This is a genomic window from Mucilaginibacter celer (genome assembly GCF_003576455.2).
Classification (GTDB): domain Bacteria; phylum Bacteroidota; class Bacteroidia; order Sphingobacteriales; family Sphingobacteriaceae; genus Mucilaginibacter; species Mucilaginibacter celer.
Map to the genome: position 1 here is coordinate 1,367,345 of NZ_CP032869.1, position 25,423 is coordinate 1,392,767.

A 25,423-nucleotide genomic window follows, 5' to 3' on the forward strand; every position below is an offset into this window, starting at 1 on the left:
CCCGAATAGAGATGAAATATCCTTTAATATTAACCGCCCTTTTAGCAGGAAGCTGCTTTATGGCGAACGCGCAAAACGCAAAACCCGAAGATACCGAGATCTGGGAGCCGATACCTAAAGTTGTTACCCCCGGTAAAAATTTAGGCGATGCACCTTCAGATGCTATCGTTTTGTTCAACGGCAAGGGCCTTGACGAGTGGGTGTCTGTAGAAGATAAAACCCCGGCCAAATGGCTGGTTAAAGGTGATGTACTCACCGTAAATAAATCAACAGGTAATATCGAAACCAAAAAAACTTTCACAAATTACCAGTTACACATCGAGTGGAAAGTGCCTGCAAGCATTACCGGCAGCGGCCAGGCCCGCGGTAACAGCGGTGTGTTCTTAGCCTCGATAGGTAAAGGTGATGATGGTTACGAGTTACAGGTACTGGATTCGTACGAAAACAAAACTTATGTTAACGGTATGGCAGGCAGTTTGTACAAACAGGCTATCCCGTTGGCAAACCCTGGCCGCAAACCAGGCGAATGGAATATTTACGATGTGATCTGGACTGCACCGGTATACAACGAGGACGGCACCTTAAAATCGGCCGCCCGTGCTACTGTATTCTTCAACGGTGTTTTGGTTGAAAACAACTTTGAGTTGCTTGGCCCAACCCAATACATTGGCAAACCATCTTACGAAGGTAAAAAACATGGTCCATCACCAATTAAATTACAGGCTCACGGCGATAAAAGCGAGCCGCTTAGCTTCCGTAATATTTGGGTAAGGGAATTGTAACCTTATTTAACAGTTAAAAAATTAAACGCCCTCCGGTATATGTCGGGGGGCGTTTTTTATTTGATACTTTTTTATCATTTCAGCAATAAAATTAGGCTGTTGCTTGTTTGTAGCTATTTTATTACATATATTAAACTTATAAATACCTCAGCCGTATAAGCTGATATATAAACCTGTCTCCCGTGTTAAGGGCGAAAATTTTTTTCATTGTTGTTAAAAGTCAATACAATCCGTTATAGTGAGGATTTTTAAATATTTATTTATTGTAGCTTTTGTGCTGATGGCTCAAAGCGGCTTTGCGCAGGATAGAAGCCTGAAGTTTGAGCACATCGGCACCCGCGAGGGTCTGTCGCAAATAAACGTGAGTGCCATTGTGCAGGATAGCCGGGGCTTTATGTGGATTGGCACCCGCGATGGCCTTAACCGTTACGATGGCTATGGCTTCGTTATTTACAAGCATAGTATACAGGACGGAAATTCATTAAGCAGCAACCTGGTAGCCGATATTGCCGAGGATAAAGAGGGGAACATCTGGCTGGCCACCTTATCGGGCCTTAATAAGTTTGAGCGTAAAACCGGGCATTTTATCCATTATTTTCATGATAATGCCAACCCCAACAGCATCTCCAGCAATTTTGTAAACAAACTTATTTTTGATCAGGAAGGCATTTTGTGGATAGGCAGTCAAAAAGGGGGGCTCGACAGGTTTGATATCAAACAAAATAAATTCACCCATTACAAGCACTCCGAAGCCGACAGATCATCGCTTAGTGATGATGATGTAACGGCTTTAAAAGAAGATTCGAAGCACCGGTTATGGGTAGGTACGCTTACCGGTGGTTTAAATCTTTTTGATAAAAAGAGCGGCACTTTTAGTCGGTATCAAAACAAAACAGGCGATAATAGCAGTCTGTCGGGCAGTTATGTAAGCACCATTTATGAAGATAACGCCGGCCGCATCTGGATAGGTACCGAAGGCGGGGGCCTTAACCTGGTAAACGACGATAAAGGTACCTTTAAACGATATCTGCACGATGATAAAAACCCAAATACCATATCCGGAAATACGGTTTTAAGCCTTGGCATGGATTTGAACGGCAACCTTTGGGTTGGATCAGAAAACAGCGGGGTGAGTATCCTTAACCCGGCCACCGGTAAAATAGTCACTTATCAGCACGATGACATTGACCGCAGCAGCATAAACGGTAACTCCATTTATTGTATTTGCCGCGATAGGATGGGTAATATGTGGCTTGGTGCATTTAGCGGCGGCATTAACCTGTACAAGCGCAGTACCGAAAGCTTTTCGCACTACAGGCACAATTCGTCCCCCAATAGCCTGGCCAATAATTTTGTGCTTTGCCTGCAGGAAGACAGGAACCAAAACATTTGGGTGGGTACCGATGGCGGCGGGGTTGATGTATTTAAAAAGGATGGCAGCGTTAAACATTACATGCAGGAAGCCGGCAACCCCAACAGCCTTGCAGGCAACTACGTATTGAATATTACTGAAGATAAAAAAGGTAGCTTTTGGATAGGTACCTGGGCCGATGGCTTATGCCGCCTTGACCCGGCAACAGGTAAGTTTACCCGCTATAAGCATGATGCCTTAAAGCCCGGCAGCCTGAGCAATAATAATATTTACGCGCTTACCCAAACCCGCGATGGACAGGTGTGGGTGGGCACCTACAACGGCGGGCTTGATTTGTATGATAACACATCGGGTAATTTTTCGGCATTCAGGTATGATCCCAACGATCCGAAAAGTATCAGCAGCGACAGGGTTTACGCCCTGCTGGAGGACAAAAAAGGAAACTTTTGGGTAGGCACCTTCGATGCCGGCTTAAATTTGATGGACAGGAAAACAGGTGCTTTTACCCGTTTTCAGCACGATGAAAAAAAGAACAGCATCAGCAATAACAGCATCCCCGATTTGTTTGAGGATAGTAGAGGCCGCATCTGGATCAGCACCCTATCGGGCTTAAACCTGTTTAACCCGGTTACCAAACATTTTACCGTTTTTACTACCGAGGATGGTTTGCCCAGCGATGTGATCTACGCTGTGCGCGAAGATAAGCTGGGTACGCTTTGGATCAGCACCAACAATGGCCTATCAAACTATGATCCGGTTAAGCGTACTTTTAAAAACTACACCATAGAGGATGGTTTGCAGAACGAAGAGTTTAAATCGCACTCGGCCCTGCAAACCCGCGATGGGCGGATTTATTTTGGAGGCATTAATGGCTTTAACTCGTTTACGCCGCAGCAAATCCTGAAACCATCGGGTTTTATGCCATTGGTTATTACTAATTTTCAGCTGTTTAACAAAACCGTGAAAATAGCACGCGATGCCGAAGACCCATCGCCTTTAAAGGAAGATATAGCCGATACCCGTGCCCTCAGGCTTTCGTACAAACAATCAGTTATTACCCTGCAATATGCCGCGCTCGATTATTCATCGGTAGATAAAAAGAACTACAGTTACATTCTCGAAAATTTTGATAAAGACTGGAACAACGTAGGCAGCCGCAATACAGCATCGTACACTAACCTGCCCCCGGGTAATTATGTTTTTAAGCTGAGGTATCAAAACACTTCGGGCTTATGGTCGCCTGTTACGGCCGGATTAAAAATTACCATTGTGCCGCCGTTTTGGCTAACCTGGTGGTTTGAACTGATTGCCGCGGTTGCATTTGTATCGTTACTTTATTTTATTTTCAGGTACCGGGTAAAGTTTTTAAAAGCCCAAAAAACGGTGTTGGAGCGCCAGGTAAAAGAGCGTACCGAGAGCCTGGTTAAAATGACGGCCAACGAAAGGCTTGCCCGCCAGGCCAGCGAAATTGCCCGCGAAGAAGCCGAAAATGCCAATAAAGCCAAAAGTATTTTCCTGGCTACCATGAGCCACGAAATACGTACGCCTATGAATGGTGTTATAGGTATGGCTTCTCTGCTGGCCAGCACCAAACTAAGCCCCGAGCAGGAAGAATATACCGAAACCATTAAAAACTGCGGCGATGCGCTGTTAACCGTAATTAACGATATTCTTGATTTTTCCAAAATAGAATCGGGCAATATGGAGCTGGATGAGGAAGATTTTGACCTGCGCGATTGTATTGAAGGTGTGTTGGATGTTTTTGCCGAGAAGGCCTCGCGCCTCAATCTCGATCTGGTTTACCAGGTTGAGCATAATGTGCCGGTGCAGATTATTTCAGATTCATTACGCCTGCGGCAGATCCTGATAAACCTGGTGGGGAACGCCGTTAAGTTTACCAGCCAGGGCGAGGTGTTTATTGGCGTTGGTGTAAAAGCACAGGAGGGAGATGACCTGGAACTGGAATTCAGGATCCGGGATACAGGCATCGGGATTCCGGATGATAAGTTGGAACGTTTGTTTAAACCGTTCTCGCAGGTTGATTCGAGCACTACGCGCAAGTATGGCGGTACCGGTTTAGGTTTGGCTATCAGCGAAAAACTGATCAGGCTGATGGGTGGCGAAATTGCTGTGCAAAGCGAAGTGGGCAGGGGTACGGTGTTCTCGTTCACTATCAAATCAAAAGTAGGGCAAAAGGTAAAACGCAACTATGTTTACCTTAACCTTGCCGAGCTTGAAAATAAGCGCATTTTATTTGTGGATGATAACGCAACCAACCGCGATATCATTGATACACAGCTAAAGCAATGGAAGTACGATCCGGTGGTAGTAGCATCGGGCAGCGAAGCGCTGAAGGTGCTTAACAAAAAAGGCCGGGCTATCGACCTGATGATAACCGATATGAGCATGCCCGAGATGGACGGCCTTGAACTGGCTACAAAGGTGCGGAAGAAGTTTCCGGAAATGCCGGTTATCTTGTTAAGCTCGATAGGAAGTGAGCAGAGTAAAAGAGAGGATAATGTTTTTAGTGCGGTTTTAACCAAACCAACCAAGCATAACCTATTGCATAAGCATATTGTTGAGCAATTAAAAACCGGCAGTAGTATTAAAAACGAGTATCAGCCTGTACAAACTGCTTTTACCACCGAGTTTGCCAAAAACTACCCGATGGAGATATTGATTGCCGAGGATAACCTGATTAACCAGAAACTGGCAGTGCATATGCTAACCAAAATGGGCTATCATCCGGATATTGCCGAAAACGGGCATGCGGCACTTAACACTATGGCCACCAAACATTATAACCTGATACTGATGGATGTGCAGATGCCCGAAATGGACGGCCTGGAAGCCACACGCTTTATCCGTAGCAATATGCAGGAGCAGCCGGTTATCATAGCCATGACGGCCAATGCCATGCCTGAAGACAGGCAGGCCTGTTTGGATGCAGGGATGAACGATTACCTGAGCAAGCCGATGAAGCTATCCGACCTGATGGAAATGTTGGAACGCTGGGGAAAATATATAAACGGACAAAACACAAGTTTGCTTAATTGAGTTATATTTACGGCCCAATAACCATTTACTATGAACCGCTTTTTTAAACCCGCTTTAGCTTTAATAGGATGTTTTTTCATCTTGTCGGCAACGTTTGCCGCCGCACCATCACGTAATTATTATCAGCTTAAAGTATACCATTACAAAACCCAGGCCCAGGAAGATAAAATTGAGCATTACCTGCAGCAGGCTTATATCCCGGCTCTGCACCGGGCAGGAGTAAAAAATGTAGGTGTGTTTAAGCCCCTGAAACAACAGGACACCGCAAGGTTGATTTACGTGTTTACGCCTTTCCAATCATGGGATAAATTGATGGGCATTGATCAGAAATTACAGGCGGATGCCAGTTACCTTGCCGATGGTAAGGATTACATTGATGCGGTTTACAATGAACAGCCCTACACCCGCATTGAAACCATCATTCTGCAGGCTTTCCCGGGGATGCCATCAACAGATGTTCCAAATTTAACCGCTAATAAAGCCGATAGGGTTTACGAGTTGCGCAGCTACGAAAGCCCCACCGAAAAATACAACGTAAACAAAGTAACCATGTTTAACCTGGGCGATGAGATTGGCCTTTTTAAGCGACTGGGTTTTAATGCAGTATTTTATTCGGAAGTTATTGCTGGCAGCCGCATGCCCAATTTAATGTACATGACCACTTTTAACAGTATGGACGACCGCGACAAGCATTGGGACGCCTTTGGTAAGGATGCTTACTGGAAAACGCTTTCGGCTAAGCCTGAATATCAGCACAATGTATCGCATGCCGATATCATCTTTCTTCGCCCGGCAGATTACTCCGATTTTTAATTGATAGAAGCTTGTCACCCGGTTTAAACTTTATTTTGATAATACTTTGCTAATTACCCTCAAGGCCTGATTTTTGCGGCCCAATGCGTACGTGGGAAATATGAAGAAAATTATGATTGCGGATGATGATCCGGGAATTGTTGATGCTGTAGAGATTATACTGGATTTTGAAGGATACGAAGTTTCGTCAACCGCCAACGGCGCTACCGTGCTGGCCATGGAAAGTGGTTTGCCCGATTTGCTGCTGCTTGATATCTGGATGTCGGGCTCTGACGGGCGCGATGTATGCCGGGAGTTGAAAAATAAGGAGCTTACCAAAAAAATGCCGGTGATCATGATCTCGGCCAGTCATGATATCGAAAAATCGGCGTTTGAAGCCGGGGCCGATGATTTTTTGGCCAAGCCGTTTGATATAGATGATCTGCTTACCAAAATAAAAAAACTTTTAACCGTTGGCGGTGTTTAAAGCTTAAAAATATTAAACCATATTGTAGCATATTTGTATTAATACACGTACAAAGCTTAAACATTCCAATTTATAAATTACATAACCCTTAAATTAACATGAATATCAGGAAACCTGCCTTATTATTAGCCTTTGTTATAGGCACCTTTACGTTAAACAGCTGCGATAAAGAATCGGACGATGTTGCTGCCAACAGTACCCTTTCGGCAACTGTAGATGGCACAAATATTAATTTTACCAATGTGGTAGCCGTTCATGCTGTTGTGGAAGGAAAAAGTTATACCAATATCCAGGGCGTTGCCAATAAAGACACACTGAATATCACACTACCCGGCAATATTACCACCGGCAAAGTATACACCTCGACAGCGGCGGACGACAACGATAAAGTGCTTGCAGTGTATTCAACAACAACTGATGATTATGTTAATGATGATACCGATCCCACTAAGGTGGTTACCGTTAACATCACTTCGGCTGCGGTGAGTGCTTACCAGGGCACTTTTAAAGGTAACCTCACCAATATAATTGGCGATGATATGGGAGTTGCCAAACATAAAGTTATAACCAACGGCAAGTTTAACGTTAAGATTAACTAAGTTTTTGGTAAAAACTACTGAGAGGCGCCACATTAGTGGTGCCTTTTTTTATGCCTGCTCATCAGGCATCTACAGGGAGATAAAGAGGTTCATTTACGGAACTTTTGTCCGATATCGATCACTTTTTTAAAATCTAATTTTTTTAATATTCTGATAATTAGATATTTAATATTGGTATAGCTCTTGCAAACTCTTATCCAAAATTATCACAATGGATAAGGAAATAGCACTCGAAGTTACATCGGCCAAACGCAAAAAAACGGCGCTGGTTGTCATCATAGTTATTGCCGTACTGGTATTTGCTGTATGGCTTTTACGGGGATACATTAAATCATCCATCAACCGGTCGGAAATTACTGCTGCTACTGTTGAGGTAGGTAATATCGAAAATACCCTCAATGCCAGCGGCGAAGTTTTGCCCGAGTTTGAAGAGATTATCACCAGCCCCATCAATGCATCGATAAAAAGCGCTTTGGCAGATGCAGGCAATAAAGTAAAACCGGGCCAGTCGTTGTTAACGCTCGATAAATCGGCCACCCAAACCGATTTCGAAAAACAAAAATTTCAGCTCGAAACCAAACGTGCCGAGATTGCCAAATCCAAGCTCGATCTGGATAAAAGCTTCTACGATATCAAATCCAACAATGATATCAAGCAACTGCGCATCAGCAACCTTGCCGATGCGGTTGAAAATGCCAAACGCCTGTATAAAGCCGGCGGCGGCACTCGCGAGGGTATTGAACAGGCCGAACTGAACCTGAAAGTTGCCCAGCTGGAAAAAAAGCAACTTGAAAACGAGATCAAAAGCAAACAGCAAACTATGCAGATCGAGATCAGGGAGGCGCAGATCGCCGCCGATATCCAGCAAAATGACCTGAATGCACTGCAACGTAAGTTAGACCTTGCCAATGTAGTTGCTACCCGTGCCGGGGTAGTAACCTATGTAAATAAAAATATCGGCGCTACCATTCATGAAGGTGAAACCCTCGCCCGCATTGCCGATTTGGGCAGCTTTAAAATCCAGGGAAGCATCTCGGATAACTCGGCCGATCAGGTGCACAGCGGTTTGCCGGTAATAGTGCGCATTAATGATGCGCTGTTACGCGGGCATGTGAGCAACGTGTCCCCATCGGTACAAAACAGCATTATCTCGTTCGAGGTGCAACTGGATGACCGTGCCAGCAAACTACTTCGGCCGAATATGAAGGTAGATGTGTTTTTGGTGACGGCCACGCACAGCAAAATTATGCGGGTAGCCAACGGTCCGGCATTTAAAGGCCCGACGGTGCAGGACATTTTTGTACTCAGCAATGGCAAAGCCGAAAGGCGTACGGTGCACATCGGCCTCACCAATTTTGATTTTGTAGAGATAGAGAGCGGCGTAAAACCGGGCGACGTGGTGATTACATCGGATATGAGTGAGTATAAAAACTCGAAGGAAGTGACGGTGAAGAATTAACGCCCGCCGCTGTTGGTTTTGTCACCAACAGCTCTAGCCATACGGGGAACGCGGGTTATCGTAAGGAGACGAACGTAGGGCCTCGAAAAGTTGTTGGTGACAACACCAACAACAGCGGGGCGGGGACTTGATGGCGCCAACAATAACCAGGGAAAAAAAGACATTAACAATGAAATATCTATACATCATATTATTATCAACCTTAACCACAACTGCATTAGCCCGCAGCGGTAGCGATACCCTGCGGCTAACCCTGCAGCAGGTGGTTGAGCTGGCCAAGGCCAACTCCATAGCAGCCAAACAGGCCGCTACCGTGCGCGAAACCAAATATTGGGAATACCGCACCTACAAATCAAACTATCAGCCACAGCTGGCCCTAAGCGGTATTTTGCCGGGTTACACCAAAACTTTCACGCAGGTGCAGCAGCCAGATGGTACCATATTGTTCCAGCCGGTGCATAATGATAACTCATCGCTGGCGCTTAATTTTAGCCAGAGCATTACTGCTACCGGCGGTACTATTTATGGTACAACCCAGTTGCAGCGTTTTGACGATTTCGACAGGCATAATGTATTGTACAATGGTATCCCGTATGGCATTGGCTACTCGCAGCCGCTGTTTCAGTTTAACAGTTTGAAATGGGATAAAAAGATTGAGCCCTTAAAATTTAATGAAAGCAAACAGGCCTACATCGAGGCCCAGGAAAAAATAGCTATTGATGTGGAAGGCTATTTTTTCGATCTGCTCCTGGCCCAGGTAAACCTTAAAATTGCCGAAACCAATTTAGCCAATACAGAAAAAATACTGAAAGTGGCCAACCTGAAGTACGAATTGGGCAAGGTATCCAAAAACGAGATACTGCAATTGCAATTGGAACAGATTAACGCGCAAAAAGCGGTTGGCACAGCCCGCCGCGATATGGAAATTGCCACCTTAAACCTACGCAGCTTTACCGGGCAGGAGGGCGACGGTAAAATTGTGCTGGAAGCGCCAAAAAACATCAGCAGGATGATTGTATCATCAGAAAAGGTACTGGCCGAAGCTTATGCAAACCGCTCAGACGCCATCGCTTTTTCACGCAGACTGGCCGAGGCGGCAAGGGATGTAGCGAAAGCCAAAGGGCAAAATGGTTTAACGGCTACGCTTACCGCCAATCTCGGTTTCTCGAACACGGCAACCAACATTCCGGATGTATACAAGAACCCGCAAAACCAGCAGCAATTGCAGGTACAGCTATCTATCCCGATACTGGATTGGGGGCGGTCGAAATCTCGTGCTAAAACAGCCTTGGCCAACCAGCAATTTACCGAGTATGCCGTTGAGCAGGATAAGCAAACTTTTAAGCAACAGATAGTAACCCAGGTATCGCTGTTTAATGTAATGAAAGAGCAGCTGGTGTACACCGCCCGCGCCGATAGCATAGCCGGCGAAAAATACCAGATAGCCCGCGAACGCTACGTGTTGGGCGACCTGAGCATTACCGACCTCGGCATAGCCTTCCGCGAAAACGACCAGGCCCAGCGCGATTACGTGGCCGCCCTCCGCGATTTTTGGGGAGCCTATTACCAACTGCGCTACCTTTCGCTTTACGACTTTGAAACAAACAAAAAAATCACCTATAACTAATCACCCATAATTCACTAAATCACTAATTCACTAAATCGACATTAATATCATGATCCGTTTACAAAACATTGAAAAGGTGTACCGCACCGATACCATCGAAACCCTGGCCCTTAACAGCGTAAGTCTTGACGTGGCCAAAGGCGAGTTTTTATCCATCATGGGCCCATCGGGCTGTGGCAAAAGTACCCTGCTTAACATTATGGGCCTGCTGGATGCCCCCTCAAAAGGCGATATCAGGATTGATGATCAAAAAACCGAGGGCATGAATGATAAGCAACTGGCGCAATTCCGCAATAAAAAGCTTGGGTTCATTTTCCAGAGCTATCACCTCATTAACGATTTGCAGGTGCTGGATAACGTGGAACTGCCCCTGCTTTACCGCGATACCACCGCCAAACAACGGCGCGAACTGGCTGCTGAAGCTTTGGAAAAAGTAGGACTGGCAAATCGTTTAAAGCATTTTCCAACGCAATTATCGGGCGGTCAGCGCCAGCGCGTAGCTATTGCGAGGGCCATTGTAGGCCGGCCCGAAATTATTTTGGCCGATGAGCCTACCGGTAACCTGGATAGCGCCATGGGTAACGAGATTATGGATATCCTCATCAACCTTAACCGTAACGATGGTACCACCATAGTAATGGTAACGCACGATGAAAATATGGCCCATAAAACCCACCGTTTGGTGCGCCTGTTTGATGGTGCCCAGGTTTTGTAATTACACTGTTTTAAAATTTACAACCATGCTTAAAAACTATTTTAAAATAGCCATAGCGGTACTTAAACGCCGCAAGTTTTTTACGTTTATCAGTTTGTTCGGTATCAGCTTTACGCTTACCATACTGATGGTGTTAACCGCCTTTATCGATAAGATAATAAACGATAATTACCCCGATAAAAAGCGCGACAGGATGCTTTACATCAACCGTATTGCCCAGGTTGGCGATGGCACCATGCAATCGGGCACGGTATCGTATTATTTTTTGAGCCACTATACCGGAATGATGAAAACGCCGGTTAAGGTGGGCATTTCATCCATGTTTAGCGGTACCAATACTTATGTTAACAACAAAAAAATATCGGTAAGCTACAAATACACCAATGCCGATTTCTGGGATGTGCTTGATCATGATTTTACCGAAGGCAAGCCTTTCAATAAGCAACAAGTAAGCAATGCCGATAGGGTTGCGGTAATATCTGAGGATATGAAAAAGCAGTACTTTGGCGATGCGCCATCGGTAGTGGGTAAATACTTCGAGGCTGATAACGTAAACTACCGCGTAATTGGTGTGGTAAAAAACGTACCCATTACCAACTACATGATGTACAGCGATATCTATCTGCCGTACACTGTATCAAAAGCCGATTATAAGGATAAAAGTTACAGCGGTGCCTATATGGCTTTTTTGCTCGCAGCTACACCGGGCGATGTACCCAAAATGCAGGCCGAGTATGAAAACCTCATTAAAAGGGTACCGGTTGAGCGTAAGGATTTTAAGCATGTTTACAGCCATGCCAATACTTTTTTCAGGAGTTATGTGGATACCGGGAACGAAAAGCAATCGGGTGTAGTTATCGTTGTTACAGCCATCAGTATTTTTGTGTTCATATTTACGTTGCTGCCAACGCTCAACCTTGTCAATATCAACATTACCCGCATTATGGAGCGCTCGTCTGAAATTGGGGTGCGCAAAGCTTTCGGTGCATCATCAAAAACATTGGTTTACCAGTTTATTGTCGAAAACCTGATTCTTACGTTGTTGGGTGGTGTTATTGGCGTGGTGCTATCGGTGGCGGCCTTATCTGTTATTAACAATGCCGATCTGATATCTAACCTCGAGCTACGCATCAACTTTTCGGTACTGTTTATTGGCATGCTGGTTTGCCTTGTATTTGGTTTTATCTCGGGTGTTTACCCGGCCTGGCGCATGTCAAAACTAAATGTGGTAACGGCGCTCAAGGCACAATAATTATTCAACCTTAAATCAAAATATTATGTTTAAGCATTTATTTAAACTCATCTGGAATAAAAAGAAGCAGAATTTTTTGCTCATGACCGAGATGCTGGTATCCTTCCTGGTATTGTTCGCGGTATTTACGCTGATGATGTATTACTACGATAACTACAAAAAACCGATGGGCCTGGAGTACGAAAACGTATGGGTTATTAATTACGGCAACTCGTATCAAACCAAAAACACCGATTCGCTCAACCTGTATTACGAAACCCTGCGTAAAACCATCAAATCGTTACCGCATGTGCGCGAAATAAGCTTTGTAAGCGGCAATACCCCATTTTCTCAGCAAATTAATAACGGTGGGATGACCTATAAGGGTAAACACATTGATCACATCAACAATTACACAGCCGAAGATAGCTACAAGGATGTTTTGAACCTTACCTTGCTCGAGGGCCGCTGGTTTAACAAGGAGGATGCGGTGAGTAAAAACCGCCCGGTTATTATCGATAATAATTTAAAAGAAGTCACTTTCGGCAAAGAGTCGGCAGTGGGTAAGCTTTTAGGGGGCGATGACGATAAAAATAAAATGAGGGTAGTAGGGGTTATCCAGGCCGTGAAAAAAGATGGTAATTATGCTAATCCCGGTCCGGGAGAATATTTCCGCACAGATACCGGTTCATTCCGCTGGCTAAGCAAGATCCTGGTAAAAGTTGATCCCGGTTCTGATGCCGCGTTTGAAGGTAAGCTGTATAAAACCATGGCCAACTACATGAAAAACTCTAACGTGGAAATTGAGCATCTAACCAATAAATTAAGGAGCACTAATTACTTTGCCCTGGTGCCGATGATTGTGCTGGGCATTGTAAGCACCTTTTTGGTTATTAACGTAGCGCTTGGCTTGTTTGGGGTGTTGTGGTATAACATCAACAAACGCAAAGGCGAAATAGGTTTGCGCAGGGCGATAGGTGCTACCGGTAACTCGGTATCGGCACAACTGGTATCCGAATCTATGATTCTGGCTACGCTGGCGCTTATTGTTGGGGCGTTTTTCGCGGTACAGTTTCCGTTGCTGAATGTGTTTGATCTGCGTGCCGAAATTTATATCGAGGGGATGCTGCTGTCGATATTATTTGTTTACCTGCTGGTGCTCATCTGTTCATTATATCCCGGCAAACAAGCCGCGGCCATTTACCCCGCAGTTGCTTTACACGAAGAATAATTACGATATTACCCGCCTGTTATGATACTGGTTATTGATGATGATATTGCCGTACGCACCTCGCTTATCCTGCTGTTAAAAAGCGAGGGCTACGATGCCGTGAGTACCGAAGAGCCCTCCGAAGCGCTGAAAATTATTAAGAAAAAAGCCCCCGAACTGATCATCCTTGATCTTAATTTTTCGATAGATACTTCGGGCAGTGAGGGGATGGATCTGCTCGGGAAGATCAAGGCCATCAACAGCTCCATCCCGGTAATCCTTATTACCGGCTGGGGCAGCATTGAACTGGCTGTGAAAGGTATGAAGCTGGGTGCCAACGATTTTATCAATAAACCATGGACAAACGAGCACCTCATCCAATCGGTGAAAACCCTGCTCGATCTACAGGATAAAAAAACCGAGCACCGCACCCGAAAACAACTTGATAAAACCTACAACTTTGAAAACATAGTAGGCGAGGATACCCGGATGCTGGATATACTGGAAACCATTGGCCGCGTAGCCTCAACCGATGCATCGGTACTGATTATGGGAGAGAGCGGTACGGGTAAGGAACTCATCGCGGAGGCTATCCACCAAAACAGCCTCCGCAGAAATAAACCTTTTATTAAAGTAAATTTGGGCGGTATTTCAACCTCCTTGTTTGAAAGCGAGATGTTCGGTCACATCCGTGGCGCTTTTACCGATGCTCGCTTTGACAGGATAGGCCGCTTTGAAATGGCTAACAAAGGCACCATCTTTTTAGATGAAATAGGCGATCTGGATGCCGGGAGCCAGGTAAAGTTATTGCGGGTATTGCAGGATCGCACCTACGAAGTATTAGGCAGCAGCCGCACCAAAACTGTTGATACGCGTGTGGTTTGCGCCACCAATAAAAACCTGAACGAAATGGTGTCGCGCAGTACTTTCCGCGAAGATTTGTTGTATCGTATCAACCTCATCACCGTTTATCTGCCCGCCCTGCGCGAGCGGCCAAAGGATATCCCTTTGCTGGTTAGCTTTTTTATAAATAATTTAAAGCAGATCTATAACCGGCCAAACCTATCCGTTGCGCCATCGGCCATGAAGTGGTTGCAGCAGCTACCTTTGCCGGGTAATATCAGGCAGTTAAAAAACCTGGTGGAACGATCAATTTTAGTGAGCAGGAGGGACGAGCTGGCTGTGGATGATTTCAGGTCTCAGTTGGAACTATCGCCTGTGAAAAAAGGAAATATGCAGTTGCCGGGCGTAGGTACATTAACTTTAGAGGAGGTAGAGGTTGAAATGATAAAACGTGCCCTCGATCACCATAAAAACAAAATAAGCAAAGCGGCCGCGGCGCTGGGCCTCACGCGCAGCGCCTTATACCGGCGACTGGAAAAGTACCAGATACCTTACGATGAAGCTGAGGACTAAATACATTTTATTTGTGCTGATGCTGCACCTGCTTACCCTGGTGCTGGCATGGTTTATTTTTATCGATAACAAGGTATATTTTATCATAGCCGAGGCTTTTGTATTGATTTCGGCAGCCATAGCTATCCAGCTTTATCGTCAGCTGGTACTGCCCATAAAAATGCTGATGCAAGGCATCGAAGCTATAAAAGACAAAGATTTTAATGTTAAATTTTTAACAACTGGTAAGCTGGAGGTTGACGTACTGATTAATGTATATAACCAGATGATGGACGAATTACGAACCGAACGTACCCGGCAGGAACAGCAGCATTTCTTTTTAGAAAAACTGATCCATACCTCGCCAACCGGCATCATTATCCTTGATTTTGACGACCGCATACAACAGGTAAATCCAAAAGCCCTGCAAGCCCTCGGCACGGATGAAAAAGCTTTGGTGGGAGAGTTGATAGGTGAGTTGAATCATCCTATATTTTCGCACATCAAAGCGCTTAAATCCGGCGAGACCACTGTCGTTAAGCTTGATGGTATCAATTCTTTCAAACTTCAAAAATCGCATTTTATAGATAGGGGCTTTTCGCGCAATTTTATTATGATGGAGGATTTGACCGCCGAGATCCTGGCGGCCGAGAAAAAGGTTTACGGCAAAGTGATCAGGATGATGGCGCATGAAGTGAACAATACCATTGGCCCGGTAAACTCCATCATGCAATCGGCTATGAAAACAGATCAGCTTTGGCAGGGCCATGATTTCGACCTGATAAAGGATGCCTTGCAGGTAGCTATGGACCGCAACCAAAACCTCAACCTGTTTATGCGCAACTTTGCCGACCTGGTGAAATTGCCGTCGGCTAATAAACAGCCGGTTGTTTTGCAAAAGCTCATAGGCTCGGTTGTAAAACTTATGGCTATCCGCGCCGGGGAAAAAGGTGTCGAATTACTGATAGATTTGCCCGAAGCACCGATAACTATTTTGGCTGATGAACAGCAGTTGGAGCAGGCTTTTATCAACATCACTAAAAATGCTATCGAGGCTATTGAAGGCAAGGGCTCGGTATCATTTGCCATCAATCTGAAGGAAAGAAAACTAACCATTACGGATACAGGCAAGGGCATTAGCGCCGGGCAACAGGCAAATCTTTTTACACCTTTTTTCAGCACGAAAAAGGATGGGCAGGGGATAGGCCTCACCCTGGTACGCGAAATTATGCTGAACCATGGCTTTGAGTTTTCGTTGAAAACAGTTGTAGAGGGGCAAACGGAGTTTGTGGTTTGGTGGGGGTGAAAACAAGTTTCTGTAAAAAGCGGAGGTCGTGTGCGATTCCCTCCCGTGGGAGGGTATAGGGAGGGGTTTCTCCAACATGCGTATTAATTAAACAGGGCGTACAAATCCCTCCCTGCCACTACACAATCCACCGCAACCCTCCCGAGGGAATAGAAAATACTCATTTCCTTCCAAAAAAACAAAAAAGCCGACCCGAAAACATTCGGGACGGCCATCGTTTAAAATGAACTATATAGGGGTATTAATAGCCGGTATTTTGCTTAAGCTTCGGGTTCAGGATCAACTCGGCAGATGGGATTGGGAACAGGCGTTTGTTAGCGTCGTTATCTGTTTTGTAACCCCAGGCCTCTTCGTATTTACCAAAGCGGATCAGGTCGTTTCTTCTCCAGGTTTCCCAGTTTAGTTCGCGCGCGCGTTCCTGTAACAGGTTTGGCAGATCGACGCTGCTCCAGGTGGCGGCTTTACGTTTAGCTCTTAGCTGATTAACTAATGATAAAGCCGTTTCGCCGTTTGTTGGGGTAGCGCCACGTAAAATAGCCTCGGCCTTCATTAGCAATACATCAGCATAACGGAAAACAGGTACATCATTGCTTTGGTTACGATCTGTAGCGGTAACATCCGGGTAGTATTTGTTATTGCGGATACCTTTGGCTTTGCCCAGCTCATCGCCGCCAACCTCGAAGGTAGGAACGTCAACCAAAGTCAGATCAGGCGTAAAAGTTAACTGGAAATCAACCGGGGCGGTAGGATCGGGGCCGCTGTATGAAGCATCCAGGCCTTTTTTGGTGGTTTTAATGATAATAGGATTGCCTGCAAAATCATATTGTTTGCCAATTAACCAAAGGCTTGTACGGATGTCATTAGGATCATTAAACTGTGCATAATATGATGGGATAGTACTGCACGGGTTACTTAAACGGTACAGCAACCCATATTTAGCCTGCAAGGCCGGGTGCAGCGAATACCAGCTAAACTGTTCGCCCTGGGCCAGCGCATGATCATAAGGAATAGCGAAGATGAACTCTTTAACCTTGGGGCCGTTATCCGGGTAAAACATTTTCAGGTAATCATCCTCCAAAGCAAATTTGCCAGATTGTATAATGTTGTCACACATTTTAACGGCATCATTATAGCGGTTGGTACCGGTGTAAACCTCGGCGTTCAAATACATTTTGGCCAGAATGGCGTAGGCGGTAAACTGCGTTGGGCGGCCGTAAGTGGTTTGGTCAACTACGGTGCTCAGGTTAGGAATTACCTCGTTCAGCTCTTTCTCAATAAAGTTAAAAACATCTTTACGGGCCATGGTAGCCGGTTTATCGGCCGAACCGAAAGTGGTTACCACAGGGATATTGCCGTACAAATCCATCATGAAAAAGAACATCATGGCACGGGTAGCCCTTAATTCGGCAATGGTGGTGGCTTTGGCTGCGTTATCAGGCGCTGTGGCAAATGTGGCTATGATGCGGTTACAGGTACTAATAGTACCAAAACCCCATGTCCAGGCATCCTGAACCTGTGGCAGGTCGGCATTCCAGCTGTGATAGTGTAGTTGCTGGTAACGGCCACCGTCGCGCCAGCCGCCGGCGCGGGCGGGCATAATGGCTTCGTCGGTGCTGAGGGTTTGCATTTGCCAGTACGATTGGGCGAATGAGCCGCGTAGCTGTGCATAAGCAGCGCCCGAAGCAAGGATAAACTGTTGGGTGGTTGTAGGGAAGTTGGATGGCGTTAACTCGGTCTCTACCGGCACATCAACCTTGGTACATGATGATATGGTTATTGCGGCAAAAAATATGGCGCAGTATTTATGAATGGAAGTTTTCATGTTGATTTTTTAATGGTGGATAATTTAAAACGCTGCACTTAAACCGAACAGGAAAGCCCTGGTACGCGGGTAAAAATTCTTGTTATCGATGCCCGGCGTTAACCCGCCTAATGAAATTTCGGGATCGATGCCTTTGTAACCGGTTATTACCGCCAGGTTATTGCCCGCCACATACACCCGCAGGTTACGGATGCCGGGAGTGAACTTAGGGAAGGTATAACCAAGGGTAGCATTGTCCAGGCGCAGGTATGAGCCACTTTCGATATAACGATCAGAGTACAGGTAAGCATTTACATCTTTAGGCGATTCGTTAGCCGATGAGGCAGGAAGATTGTAACTCCGTACATCGCTGGTACGGTTCAGATCGGCCAGGGTGGCGTTAAGGATTTTTCCGCCAAGCGATCCTCGTACAAAAACATTCAAATCAAAGTTGCCGTAGGTAAAGCTGTTATTGAAGCCGAACACTAATTTGGGCTGCGCGTTACCGGCGTAGAAATAATCTTTAGATGTTGGGGTAGTTGTAACACCGCCGTTATGGCTGTAAAATTGCGATACGCCGTTGGCATCCTTACCGGCATATTTATACAACAGGAACTGGCCAACAGGATAACCCGTTTTTAGGATCTGTACCTTATAACCTGTTTCACCCTGGCCACCCGGCTCTGCCTGCGGAATAGAATCGAGCTTAAAACTACTGTTTGACAGCGATACCAGTTTGTTTTTGTTGTGGGCGATGTTAACCGAAGTATTCCATTTAAAACTGCCCGATACAATAGGAGTGGCATTGATGGTAACCTCGTAGCCTTTGTTGGAGATCGAACCTACGTTAGCCGTTAAAGTACCTACAAAGTATTGCGTGGTTGATACCGGGTAAAAGTAGATCAGATCATTGGTTTTTTTATCGTAAGCCTCGATGGTACCGCTTAACCTGCCGTTAAACATCGAAAAATCCAGGCCTAAATTGTACATCGTGGTTTTTTCCCATTTCAAATCGGGATTGGCATTTTGCGACGGACCAATAGAATTGGTAAATACCCCATTATAATAAAATGCACCTGCCGAACCGTATTTGATCTGCGAGATCAACGGATCGAAACCCAGTGAGTTACCGGTGATACCGTAGCTGCCGCGCAGTTTCAGCTCATTAAACAAATGCTGGTTTTGCATAAAAGATTCTTCGGTGATCCTCCATCCCAATGATGCCGATGGGAAAGTGCCCCATTTGTTATTTGCTCCGAAAGCAGACGAACCATCACGCCTTAAGGATAATTGCAACAAGTATTTGTTATCGTAACTGTATTTGGCGCGGCTGTAATAAGAGATCAAACGCAGTTTTTGATACAGGTTTGGTCCCCAATCAGTCCTGAAATCACCGGCAGGCGAACCTAAACCTATGTTCAGGTAACCAATGTCATCAGTAGGGAAGTTACGGTTATTGGCCTGGAAACCATCGCCGTTCACATCTTCCTGCAAGCTGTAACCGGCCAGTACGTTGATATCATGTTTGCCGGTGCTTTTGTTGTAGGTTAAAAAGGTTTCGCCAACTTTACGGGTATTTTCAAATGCCGAGCGGTAAGCTTCGCCATGCACGCCCTGGTCTAAAGTGTATTGGCTGTTGTAGTATGAACCGCCGTTTACCTGCTCGTTTTGGGTAGATAAGCTAATATTGTAAGTGAAGCCTAAAGGTAGTTTTAATTCGGCAGTGGCGTTTATTAAGCTCAGTTTGCTTTTAGTTTTCTGATAGGCATCGGCCAGTAAAGCTGCCGGGTTATAGTACTGAATGCGCTGTAAGTTTTCTGTATACGCGCCATTTTGCATTACCGGCACGGTTGGCAGGTAACGCAGCATATTATACAGTACAATGTTTTGATTTGGGATGATATCCGAATTACTGGTTGAATTATTTACCGATAAACCCAGCTTCAACCGATCATTAAACGCCTTTTGCTCAACCGCCATTTTGGTGGTGAAACGGTTAAGGGCGCTGCCTTTTAAAATACCTTTATCATCAAAGTAATTTACCGATGCGCTGTAGGTGGTTTGGTTAAAACCGCCTGCAAGGGATACATTATGATTTTGCGAGTAAGCGGTGCGGCTAACCTCTTTTTGCCAGTTGGTGTTAGCGCCTTTCTGGTCGGATGGATCAAGGGCGAGGTTGTTTTTGCTCAGGTAGTCGGCCAATTGGGTTGCATTCATCATTTTAATGCTGTTGGCTATTTTCTCAACGCCTGCATAGGCATTGTATGCAACCGAAGTTTGACCGCTTTTACCTTTTTTTGTGGTGATGATGATTACGCCATTTGCCGCACGGGTACCGTAAATGGCAGTCGCCGAAGCATCTTTCAATACATCGATGGTTTCGATATCATCGGGCGTTACCAGCCTGAAATCGGCACCGGCCACACCGTCAATTACATAAAATGGTTCTTGTGCCTGGCCGGTACGTAAGGTTGATGGGCCACGCAGGCTGATAGAAGGGCTTTCGTTGGGATCGCCTGAGCGGGTGATGTTTAACCCGGCTACCTTACCTTGCAGCAATTGTGCAGGATTATTAAACGCGCCGCGGTTAAAATCTTTATTCTGAACGGTTACAATAGAACTGGTCAACAACTTACGCGATTGTTTGCCGTAACCCACAACTACAACTTCTTTCAAAGCGGCTTGATCAGAACGTAAAGCGATGTTAAGATTGCTGCCGGAAACCGAGGCTTCCTGCAGTTGGTAGCCGATGAATGAGAAAACAAGCACGGCGTTTTCGGCGGCTTCGATATGATAATTGCCGTTTGTATCGGTAATGGTACCATCAGCGCTTTCTTTAATTTTTACCGAAACACCGGGCAGGGCTTCGCCGGTTTGCGCGTCGGTTACTTTGCCGGTAACGCGTAACAACCTGGCGGCGGTTTGTACATAAATTACCTGGTCTTCACGTTTAAAAGAAAGGCCCGATTGTTTGGCTATCTTTTTCAATACATCGTCGATAGGTTGATTGTTGGCGTTCAGGCTGATCTTTTTGCTCAGCTGTGCTTCGGTTGCATTGTGTATAAAGTGTAAGCCGGTTTGTTTTTCGATTAACGAAAACACTTCTTTTATTGATTTTCCTGATACCTGTACGGTACAAAGCGGATCGGAAGTTTGATTTATTTTGGCTGCGTTGGCCGGTAATACAGCGCACAGTAAATAAATCGCGCTTAAAAGCGAGAATATATATTTTTTCATATTTTTGAGATTGCTAATACTAATTTGAATTGGGTCCTTTGGCGAGGACCTGATTACGGAACGGGCGGTATGATCTGATCATGCTGCCTGTTGTTGTTTTATGCTTTTTCTTTATTTCATTCAGTTTTTATTTAGTTACATTTTCCGGATATGATCATAGTATTGCCCTGCATTTTCCACGAGATATCGGATACCATTTTGATTTGCCCCAGCACTTTTGTAAGCGGGATATTTTCGAACGTGCCTTTCAGTTTGCAGCGCAGCAAGGTGCTATCCTGTAATTGCACCGGGATGCCGTACCAGCGGCTTAGCTTTTTGGCGGCATCTGTCCAGCTATCGTAATTAAATACCAGTTTGTTTTCCTTCCAGCCGGTGATGTCCTCGGTTGTAAAATCGGTAACGCGGGCCTGCCCATCGGTTTTTGAATAGGTCATTTGCTTGCCCGGGTCGAGGATGATGCGTTTGGATAGATCATTATTCATATCAACCTGAACCTTTCCCTGTACCAACGATACGGTGATGTTGGCATCATTGGCATAGGCCGAAACGTTGAAATGCGTGCCCAATACCTGTGTGGCCACCTTGCCGGTATGCACAATAAATGGTTTTTCGGGATTGCGTTTTACATCGAAAAAAGCCTCGCCTTCTAAATAAACCTCTCGTTTTTCATCGCCGAAATTGCCGGTTACGCGCAGGTTACTCGAGGCGTTTAGGGTAACCACGGTACCATCCGGCAGGCTGATCTTTTTCTTTTGCCCCGGTGTTGTCCGGTTTTCGGTAAATGCCAAACTACCGGCAGAGTTATTGTTTAAGCGATTGTTATAAAACCAAAACGAGCAGACAAGCAATAGCACCGAAGCAGCAATAGCCAGCAAAGGTCTCAATTTTAAAATAATGGTGTTTGAATGGCGCTTAGCAGATTGATCCGGAATAGCCCCCAGCTCATCAATCTTTTTATTAATACGGTTCAGCGCATCATTAGCCCTAAGGTTGTTATTAGGAATAGCTTTCCTGGCCGACCAGATCTCGGCAATATCTTCAAACGCGTCCGAAAATTCTTTATCCGTCTGAACTTTCTGCAATAAATACTGCGTTTCCTCTTCGGTTATCTTTCCCTCCAGGTAGCCTATAATCAATAGGTAATGATGTTCATCCATGTATGCCATTTTGAGGTAGGTATTCAAAACGGCACAATCCGATTACATGATTTTACGATTTAATGTAATGTTAATATTACTGCTGATTATTTAACAATAGCAATCGCTTGCGGCAATAATTAATAGCCCGGTATATATGGGTTTTTACAGTATTGGGCGAGATATTTAAAATTTCGGCAATTTCCTGGTGCTCCAGTTGGTGCTGCCAGTGCATCATGAAAATGAGTTTGCCTTGTTCGGGCAGTTCATCCACAAAACGCTGGATCATCACGCGGCGTTCTTTCCTGAAAAGGATCTCATCGGGGTGGAGTTGATTGCTTATGGGTTGCTCCGAAGCATACTCCTCGGGCAGGACTTGCATTTTTTGATTTTTGCCGTTTAGGGTATAAATGCGGTTTTTTACAGCGCCGTACACGTATGATTTTATCGACGTGTGAACTTGCAGGCGATCGCGTTTAAGCCACAGGTCTAAAAAAACATCGGCAATGGCATCCTCGCCATCATCAGTACCTGCACCTAAAAAGCGATAGAAATCAGCTAATAATGGATAGTATTTCAGAAATAAAGAATTAAAAGCGTCCCTGTCACCCGCCTTAACTTTCGACAGTAATTCGATATCCTCCATTATCATATTGTCAGTTCGGCAATAATATCACTAAGCTGTTACAATGTGCGGTGCTGTGTGTTAAGTTATTGTTAAACTTTGGGGGAGGGAGGATGGTCAAACAATTATTTCACCTGGAGTACTATCAAGCGGGTGAAAAAAACGCGATGGCGTTGTGCGAGGGGTTGACTTTTGAGAGGTTGTGCGCGGGCCGCGTTAGATAGTAGTGGAATGCCCACAGCGAGAGTTGGGATAGAGGGCGGGAAAGGCGAGGACTTGGAGCGGATAGCCCGGGCCGCAGGCAACGCCCATATTCTGAACCGTTGATTTAAATGATTACGTTGATTTCGCTGATTTTTTCTGAACCGGGATTTGGGGAGATTTTTAGGATTGATAGGATTTTTTTCTTCCCGTCTCCTCAGGGTCTATCGAAGATTTAAGTTTACCCATAAAAATCGGACCTGCTAAATGTCTTGTTTTGCACCTCTGGTGCACCTATCATGGTGCTATAAAAGAAATAAAAAGATTGACAAATTATCGAAATCCTCCAGAAGGGGTAAAGGTTTGTAGAAAAAACACGCTACGCTCCTTCCGAACCCCAGAGGGGTTCAACTCAAGTTGCTATTCAATTTCACCAATGCTGTTTTGTGGGTAAACTTAAATCTCCGAGAGACCCTGAGGGAACGAAGTAAACCGATGCGCTTTTTTTCATAAATTAATATAATCGTATTAGTTTTTGCTTAATCCTTTTAGTAATGTTGTAAACCAATTTAAATGTAACTTTAACGGATAATAATACTGCAATTACCTAACCATGCGAAGACGGCATTTTCTAAAACTTTCGGCAACAACATCCGCGGCATTGCTATTTAGCAGGCTCACTCACGCGGCATCAAACGGAACTTCTATAATCAACTCGCCCGATGAGGTTTGGGCGCAATCAGGTACCGAATGGGTAAAACTTACGGCTACCAACGGATCACAATATACCTTTAAAGAAATAGCGGTATCCCTGAAAACCAACGGCAACGCGCTTGGAGTTTACGCGTCATCGCCCAAACAGGAACTGAACGCCGTTCGCCTGAAGTGGAAACACAATACACCAACATCAGCCAAATTTTTAGGAGACCATTGGGAACGCTCATACGGCGACCTGCAATGGAAAACCCTTGCCGCGGGCATTAAAAACCCATGGTATGTAATCATCCACGATGATAAGCAAACCGCCTGCTTCGGTGTAAAAACAGGTGCCAACAGTATTTGCTGGTGGGGAGTGAATGCAGATAATATCGAACTTACTTTAGATGCCACATCGGGCGGGGTAGGCGTATTACTGGGCGACAGGCAACTGCATGCGGCCGACGTGATTGCCACCAACGCCCAAACCGGCGAAGACACCTTCGCGGCAACGCATCGCTTTTGCAAAATGATGTGTGATAAACCGCGCATCCCGAAACAACCTGTTTATGGTATTAACGATTGGTATTTCGCGTATGGCAATAACTCGGCCGATCTGATCAGGAAAACCACCACTATGATGGCCGAGCTGGTTACCGATCATAACAACAAACCATTTTCGGTTATCGATGCGGGTTGGGCCACCTATTCGCCGTTACTGCCCGGTGATGGTGGCTGGAACGACGATTTTTCAAAGCCTAATGATAAGTTTAAGGATATGCACATCCTGGGCGATGACATTAAAAAACTGGGCATGCGTCCCGGCCTGTGGATGCGCCCGCTTTGTGCGAAGCACGATGAAAAAGCCAGTCTGCTGGCCCCCAAGATCCCGGGCAGAAATGATCCTAAAAACCCGACGCTGGATCCAACCATTCCAGAAAATATTGCCCGTATTCAGCACAATTTTGACGCGTATAAGTTATGGGGATATGAAATGGTAAAGCATGATTTTACCACTTATGATATTACCGGCCGCTGGGGTTTTGATATGAAGGATAGCTTTACTTCGCCGGGATGGCATTTTAATGACAGGTCGAAAACCAATGCCGAGATCATATTGGGCTTGTACCGTGCCATCCGCCAGGCTGCCGGCGAAAATATTTATGTGATTGGCTGTAATACCATGAGCCACCTCTCGGCAGGTATTTTTGAACTTTGCCGGATAGGCGACGATACCAGTGGCCACGAATGGGCCCGTACCCGTAAAATGGGAGTGAACACGCTGGCATTCCGCCTGCCGCAGCATAATGCTTTCTATGCGGTTGATGGTGATTGTGTAGGGCTTACCAAAGACATTGAATGGAAACGCAATAAGCAATGGCTGCAATTATTGGCTGAAAGCGGCGCGCCGCTATTTATTTCAGGCCAGCCAGAAGCCATGGGCGAGGAGCAAAAGAAAGCGGTAAAAATTGCCTTTGCGCAGGCTGCTAAGGTACAACCAATTGGCCAGCCTTTGGATTGGATGGAAACCTTAACGCCATCTAAATGGAAACTGAACGGTAGGGTAGTGGATTTTGACTGGGCGTAAAGTTTGTTTCTTTTTGTTTAGCGTGGTTGGCGCAGAGTTAAGCACGCAAAGGCGCTAAGTCGCGAAGGTTTTTGTGGATTATCGTAGGGTGCATGGTGTATATTTAA

General features: G+C 45.4%; 17 protein-coding genes. 13 read left to right on the plus strand and 4 right to left on the minus strand.

Annotation, left to right across the window (positions count from 1 at the left end; genetic code table 11):
- The first annotated feature begins 11 nt into the window (after window positions 1-11).
- The 12 genes from HYN43_RS05615 to HYN43_RS05670 all read left to right on the plus strand — a co-directional run bounded on the left by HYN43_RS05615 (window position 12) and on the right by HYN43_RS05670 (window position 16,032).
- Window positions 12-782, plus strand: coding sequence for a 3-keto-disaccharide hydrolase (locus HYN43_RS05615; RefSeq protein WP_119408519.1), 771 nt, complete (start codon window positions 12-14; stop codon window positions 780-782).
- A gap of 238 nt (window positions 783-1,020) precedes the next feature.
- Window positions 1,021-5,211, plus strand: coding sequence for a hybrid sensor histidine kinase/response regulator (locus HYN43_RS05620; RefSeq protein ID WP_119408520.1), 4,191 nt, complete (start codon window positions 1,021-1,023; stop codon window positions 5,209-5,211).
- 30 nt (window positions 5,212-5,241) lie between these two features.
- Complete coding sequence (locus HYN43_RS05625; RefSeq protein WP_119408521.1) at window positions 5,242-6,024, plus strand: NIPSNAP family protein; 783 nt, start codon at window positions 5,242-5,244, stop codon at window positions 6,022-6,024.
- A gap of 100 nt (window positions 6,025-6,124) precedes the next feature.
- Window positions 6,125-6,490: a response regulator transcription factor gene (locus HYN43_RS05630; protein WP_245447166.1), complete on the plus strand. Its 366-nt coding sequence runs from the start codon at window positions 6,125-6,127 to the stop codon at window positions 6,488-6,490.
- A 98-nt stretch (window positions 6,491-6,588) separates the two neighbouring features.
- A complete protein-coding gene (locus HYN43_RS05635) occupies window positions 6,589-7,089 on the plus strand; it encodes a hypothetical protein (protein ID WP_119408523.1) in 501 nt (166 codons plus the stop codon).
- 211 nt (window positions 7,090-7,300) lie between these two features.
- The gene (locus HYN43_RS05640) at window positions 7,301-8,548 is read left to right on the plus strand and encodes an efflux RND transporter periplasmic adaptor subunit (RefSeq protein WP_119408524.1); all 1,248 of its coding nucleotides are present in this window, start codon (window positions 7,301-7,303) and stop codon (window positions 8,546-8,548) included.
- A 169-nt stretch (window positions 8,549-8,717) separates the two neighbouring features.
- The gene (locus tag HYN43_RS05645) at window positions 8,718-10,175 is read left to right on the plus strand and encodes a TolC family protein (protein WP_119408525.1); all 1,458 of its coding nucleotides are present in this window, start codon (window positions 8,718-8,720) and stop codon (window positions 10,173-10,175) included.
- A gap of 49 nt (window positions 10,176-10,224) precedes the next feature.
- On the plus strand, window positions 10,225-10,890 hold the full coding sequence (locus HYN43_RS05650; RefSeq protein WP_119408526.1) for an ABC transporter ATP-binding protein: 666 nt from the start codon (window positions 10,225-10,227) through the stop codon (window positions 10,888-10,890).
- Window positions 10,891-10,915: 25 nt separating this feature from the next.
- Window positions 10,916-12,142 (plus strand): ABC transporter permease, encoded by a 1,227-nt coding sequence (locus HYN43_RS05655; RefSeq protein WP_119408527.1) that lies wholly within the window; start codon window positions 10,916-10,918, stop codon window positions 12,140-12,142.
- Between the two features lie 25 nt (window positions 12,143-12,167).
- Window positions 12,168-13,352 carry an ABC transporter permease gene (locus HYN43_RS05660; RefSeq protein WP_119408528.1) on the plus strand — a complete coding sequence of 395 codons (1,185 nt, stop codon included), beginning with the start codon at window positions 12,168-12,170 and terminating at the stop codon, window positions 13,350-13,352.
- A gap of 21 nt (window positions 13,353-13,373) precedes the next feature.
- Window positions 13,374-14,747, plus strand: a complete 1,374-nt coding sequence (locus HYN43_RS05665; RefSeq protein WP_119408529.1) for a sigma-54-dependent transcriptional regulator — start codon at window positions 13,374-13,376, stop codon at window positions 14,745-14,747.
- Window positions 14,731-16,032 carry a sensor histidine kinase gene (locus HYN43_RS05670; protein WP_119408530.1) on the plus strand — a complete coding sequence of 434 codons (1,302 nt, stop codon included), beginning with the start codon at window positions 14,731-14,733 and terminating at the stop codon, window positions 16,030-16,032. The genes HYN43_RS05665 and HYN43_RS05670 overlap by 17 nt, the downstream gene beginning before the upstream one ends.
- 241 nt (window positions 16,033-16,273) lie before the next feature.
- On the opposite strand, the gene HYN43_RS05675 is transcribed toward HYN43_RS05670, so the two are convergent.
- The 4 genes from HYN43_RS05675 to HYN43_RS05690 all read right to left on the minus strand — a co-directional run bounded on the left by HYN43_RS05675 (window position 16,274) and on the right by HYN43_RS05690 (window position 22,852).
- On the minus strand, window positions 16,274-17,854 hold the full coding sequence (locus HYN43_RS05675) for a RagB/SusD family nutrient uptake outer membrane protein (RefSeq protein WP_119408531.1): 1,581 nt from the start codon (window positions 17,852-17,854) through the stop codon (window positions 16,274-16,276).
- 24 nt (window positions 17,855-17,878) lie between these two features.
- Complete coding sequence (locus tag HYN43_RS05680) at window positions 17,879-21,070, minus strand: TonB-dependent receptor (RefSeq protein ID WP_119408532.1); 3,192 nt, start codon at window positions 21,068-21,070, stop codon at window positions 17,879-17,881.
- Window positions 21,071-21,201: 131 nt separating this feature from the next.
- Window positions 21,202-22,236 carry a FecR family protein gene (locus HYN43_RS05685; RefSeq protein ID WP_119408533.1) on the minus strand — a complete coding sequence of 345 codons (1,035 nt, stop codon included), beginning with the start codon at window positions 22,234-22,236 and terminating at the stop codon, window positions 21,202-21,204.
- 67 nt (window positions 22,237-22,303) lie between these two features.
- The gene (locus HYN43_RS05690) at window positions 22,304-22,852 is read right to left on the minus strand and encodes an RNA polymerase sigma factor (RefSeq protein WP_162996328.1); all 549 of its coding nucleotides are present in this window, start codon (window positions 22,850-22,852) and stop codon (window positions 22,304-22,306) included.
- A 793-nt stretch (window positions 22,853-23,645) separates the two neighbouring features.
- Between HYN43_RS05690 and HYN43_RS05695 the strand changes: the two genes are divergently transcribed.
- Window positions 23,646-25,316, plus strand: coding sequence for an alpha-amylase family protein (locus HYN43_RS05695; RefSeq protein ID WP_119408535.1), 1,671 nt, complete (start codon window positions 23,646-23,648; stop codon window positions 25,314-25,316).
- The last annotated feature ends 107 nt before the right edge of the window (window positions 25,317-25,423 follow it).

What these genes read in the sequence shown, in the direction of transcription:
- HYN43_RS05615 (WP_119408519.1), top strand. Translation starts at nt 12, where the DNA reads ATGAAATATCCTTTAATATTAACCGCCCTTTTAGCAGGAAGCTGCTTT.
- HYN43_RS05625 (WP_119408521.1), top strand. Translation starts at nt 5,242, where the DNA reads ATGAACCGCTTTTTTAAACCCGCTTTAGCTTTAATAGGATGTTTTTTC.
- HYN43_RS05630 (WP_245447166.1), top strand. Translation starts at nt 6,125, where the DNA reads ATGAAGAAAATTATGATTGCGGATGATGATCCGGGAATTGTTGATGCT.
- HYN43_RS05635 (WP_119408523.1), top strand. Translation starts at nt 6,589, where the DNA reads ATGAATATCAGGAAACCTGCCTTATTATTAGCCTTTGTTATAGGCACC.
- HYN43_RS05640 (WP_119408524.1), top strand. Translation starts at nt 7,301, where the DNA reads ATGGATAAGGAAATAGCACTCGAAGTTACATCGGCCAAACGCAAAAAA.
- HYN43_RS05645 (WP_119408525.1), top strand. Translation starts at nt 8,718, where the DNA reads ATGAAATATCTATACATCATATTATTATCAACCTTAACCACAACTGCA.
- HYN43_RS05650 (WP_119408526.1), top strand. Translation starts at nt 10,225, where the DNA reads ATGATCCGTTTACAAAACATTGAAAAGGTGTACCGCACCGATACCATC.
- HYN43_RS05655 (WP_119408527.1), top strand. Translation starts at nt 10,916, where the DNA reads ATGCTTAAAAACTATTTTAAAATAGCCATAGCGGTACTTAAACGCCGC.
- HYN43_RS05660 (WP_119408528.1), top strand. Translation starts at nt 12,168, where the DNA reads ATGTTTAAGCATTTATTTAAACTCATCTGGAATAAAAAGAAGCAGAAT.
- HYN43_RS05665 (WP_119408529.1), top strand. Translation starts at nt 13,374, where the DNA reads ATGATACTGGTTATTGATGATGATATTGCCGTACGCACCTCGCTTATC.
- HYN43_RS05670 (WP_119408530.1), top strand. Translation starts at nt 14,731, where the DNA reads ATGAAGCTGAGGACTAAATACATTTTATTTGTGCTGATGCTGCACCTG.
- HYN43_RS05675 (WP_119408531.1), bottom strand. Translation starts at nt 17,854, where the DNA reads ATGAAAACTTCCATTCATAAATACTGCGCCATATTTTTTGCCGCAATA.
- HYN43_RS05680 (WP_119408532.1), bottom strand. Translation starts at nt 21,070, where the DNA reads ATGAAAAAATATATATTCTCGCTTTTAAGCGCGATTTATTTACTGTGC.
- HYN43_RS05685 (WP_119408533.1), bottom strand. Translation starts at nt 22,236, where the DNA reads ATGGCATACATGGATGAACATCATTACCTATTGATTATAGGCTACCTG.
- HYN43_RS05690 (WP_162996328.1), bottom strand. Translation starts at nt 22,852, where the DNA reads ATGGAGGATATCGAATTACTGTCGAAAGTTAAGGCGGGTGACAGGGAC.
- HYN43_RS05695 (WP_119408535.1), top strand. Translation starts at nt 23,646, where the DNA reads ATGCGAAGACGGCATTTTCTAAAACTTTCGGCAACAACATCCGCGGCA.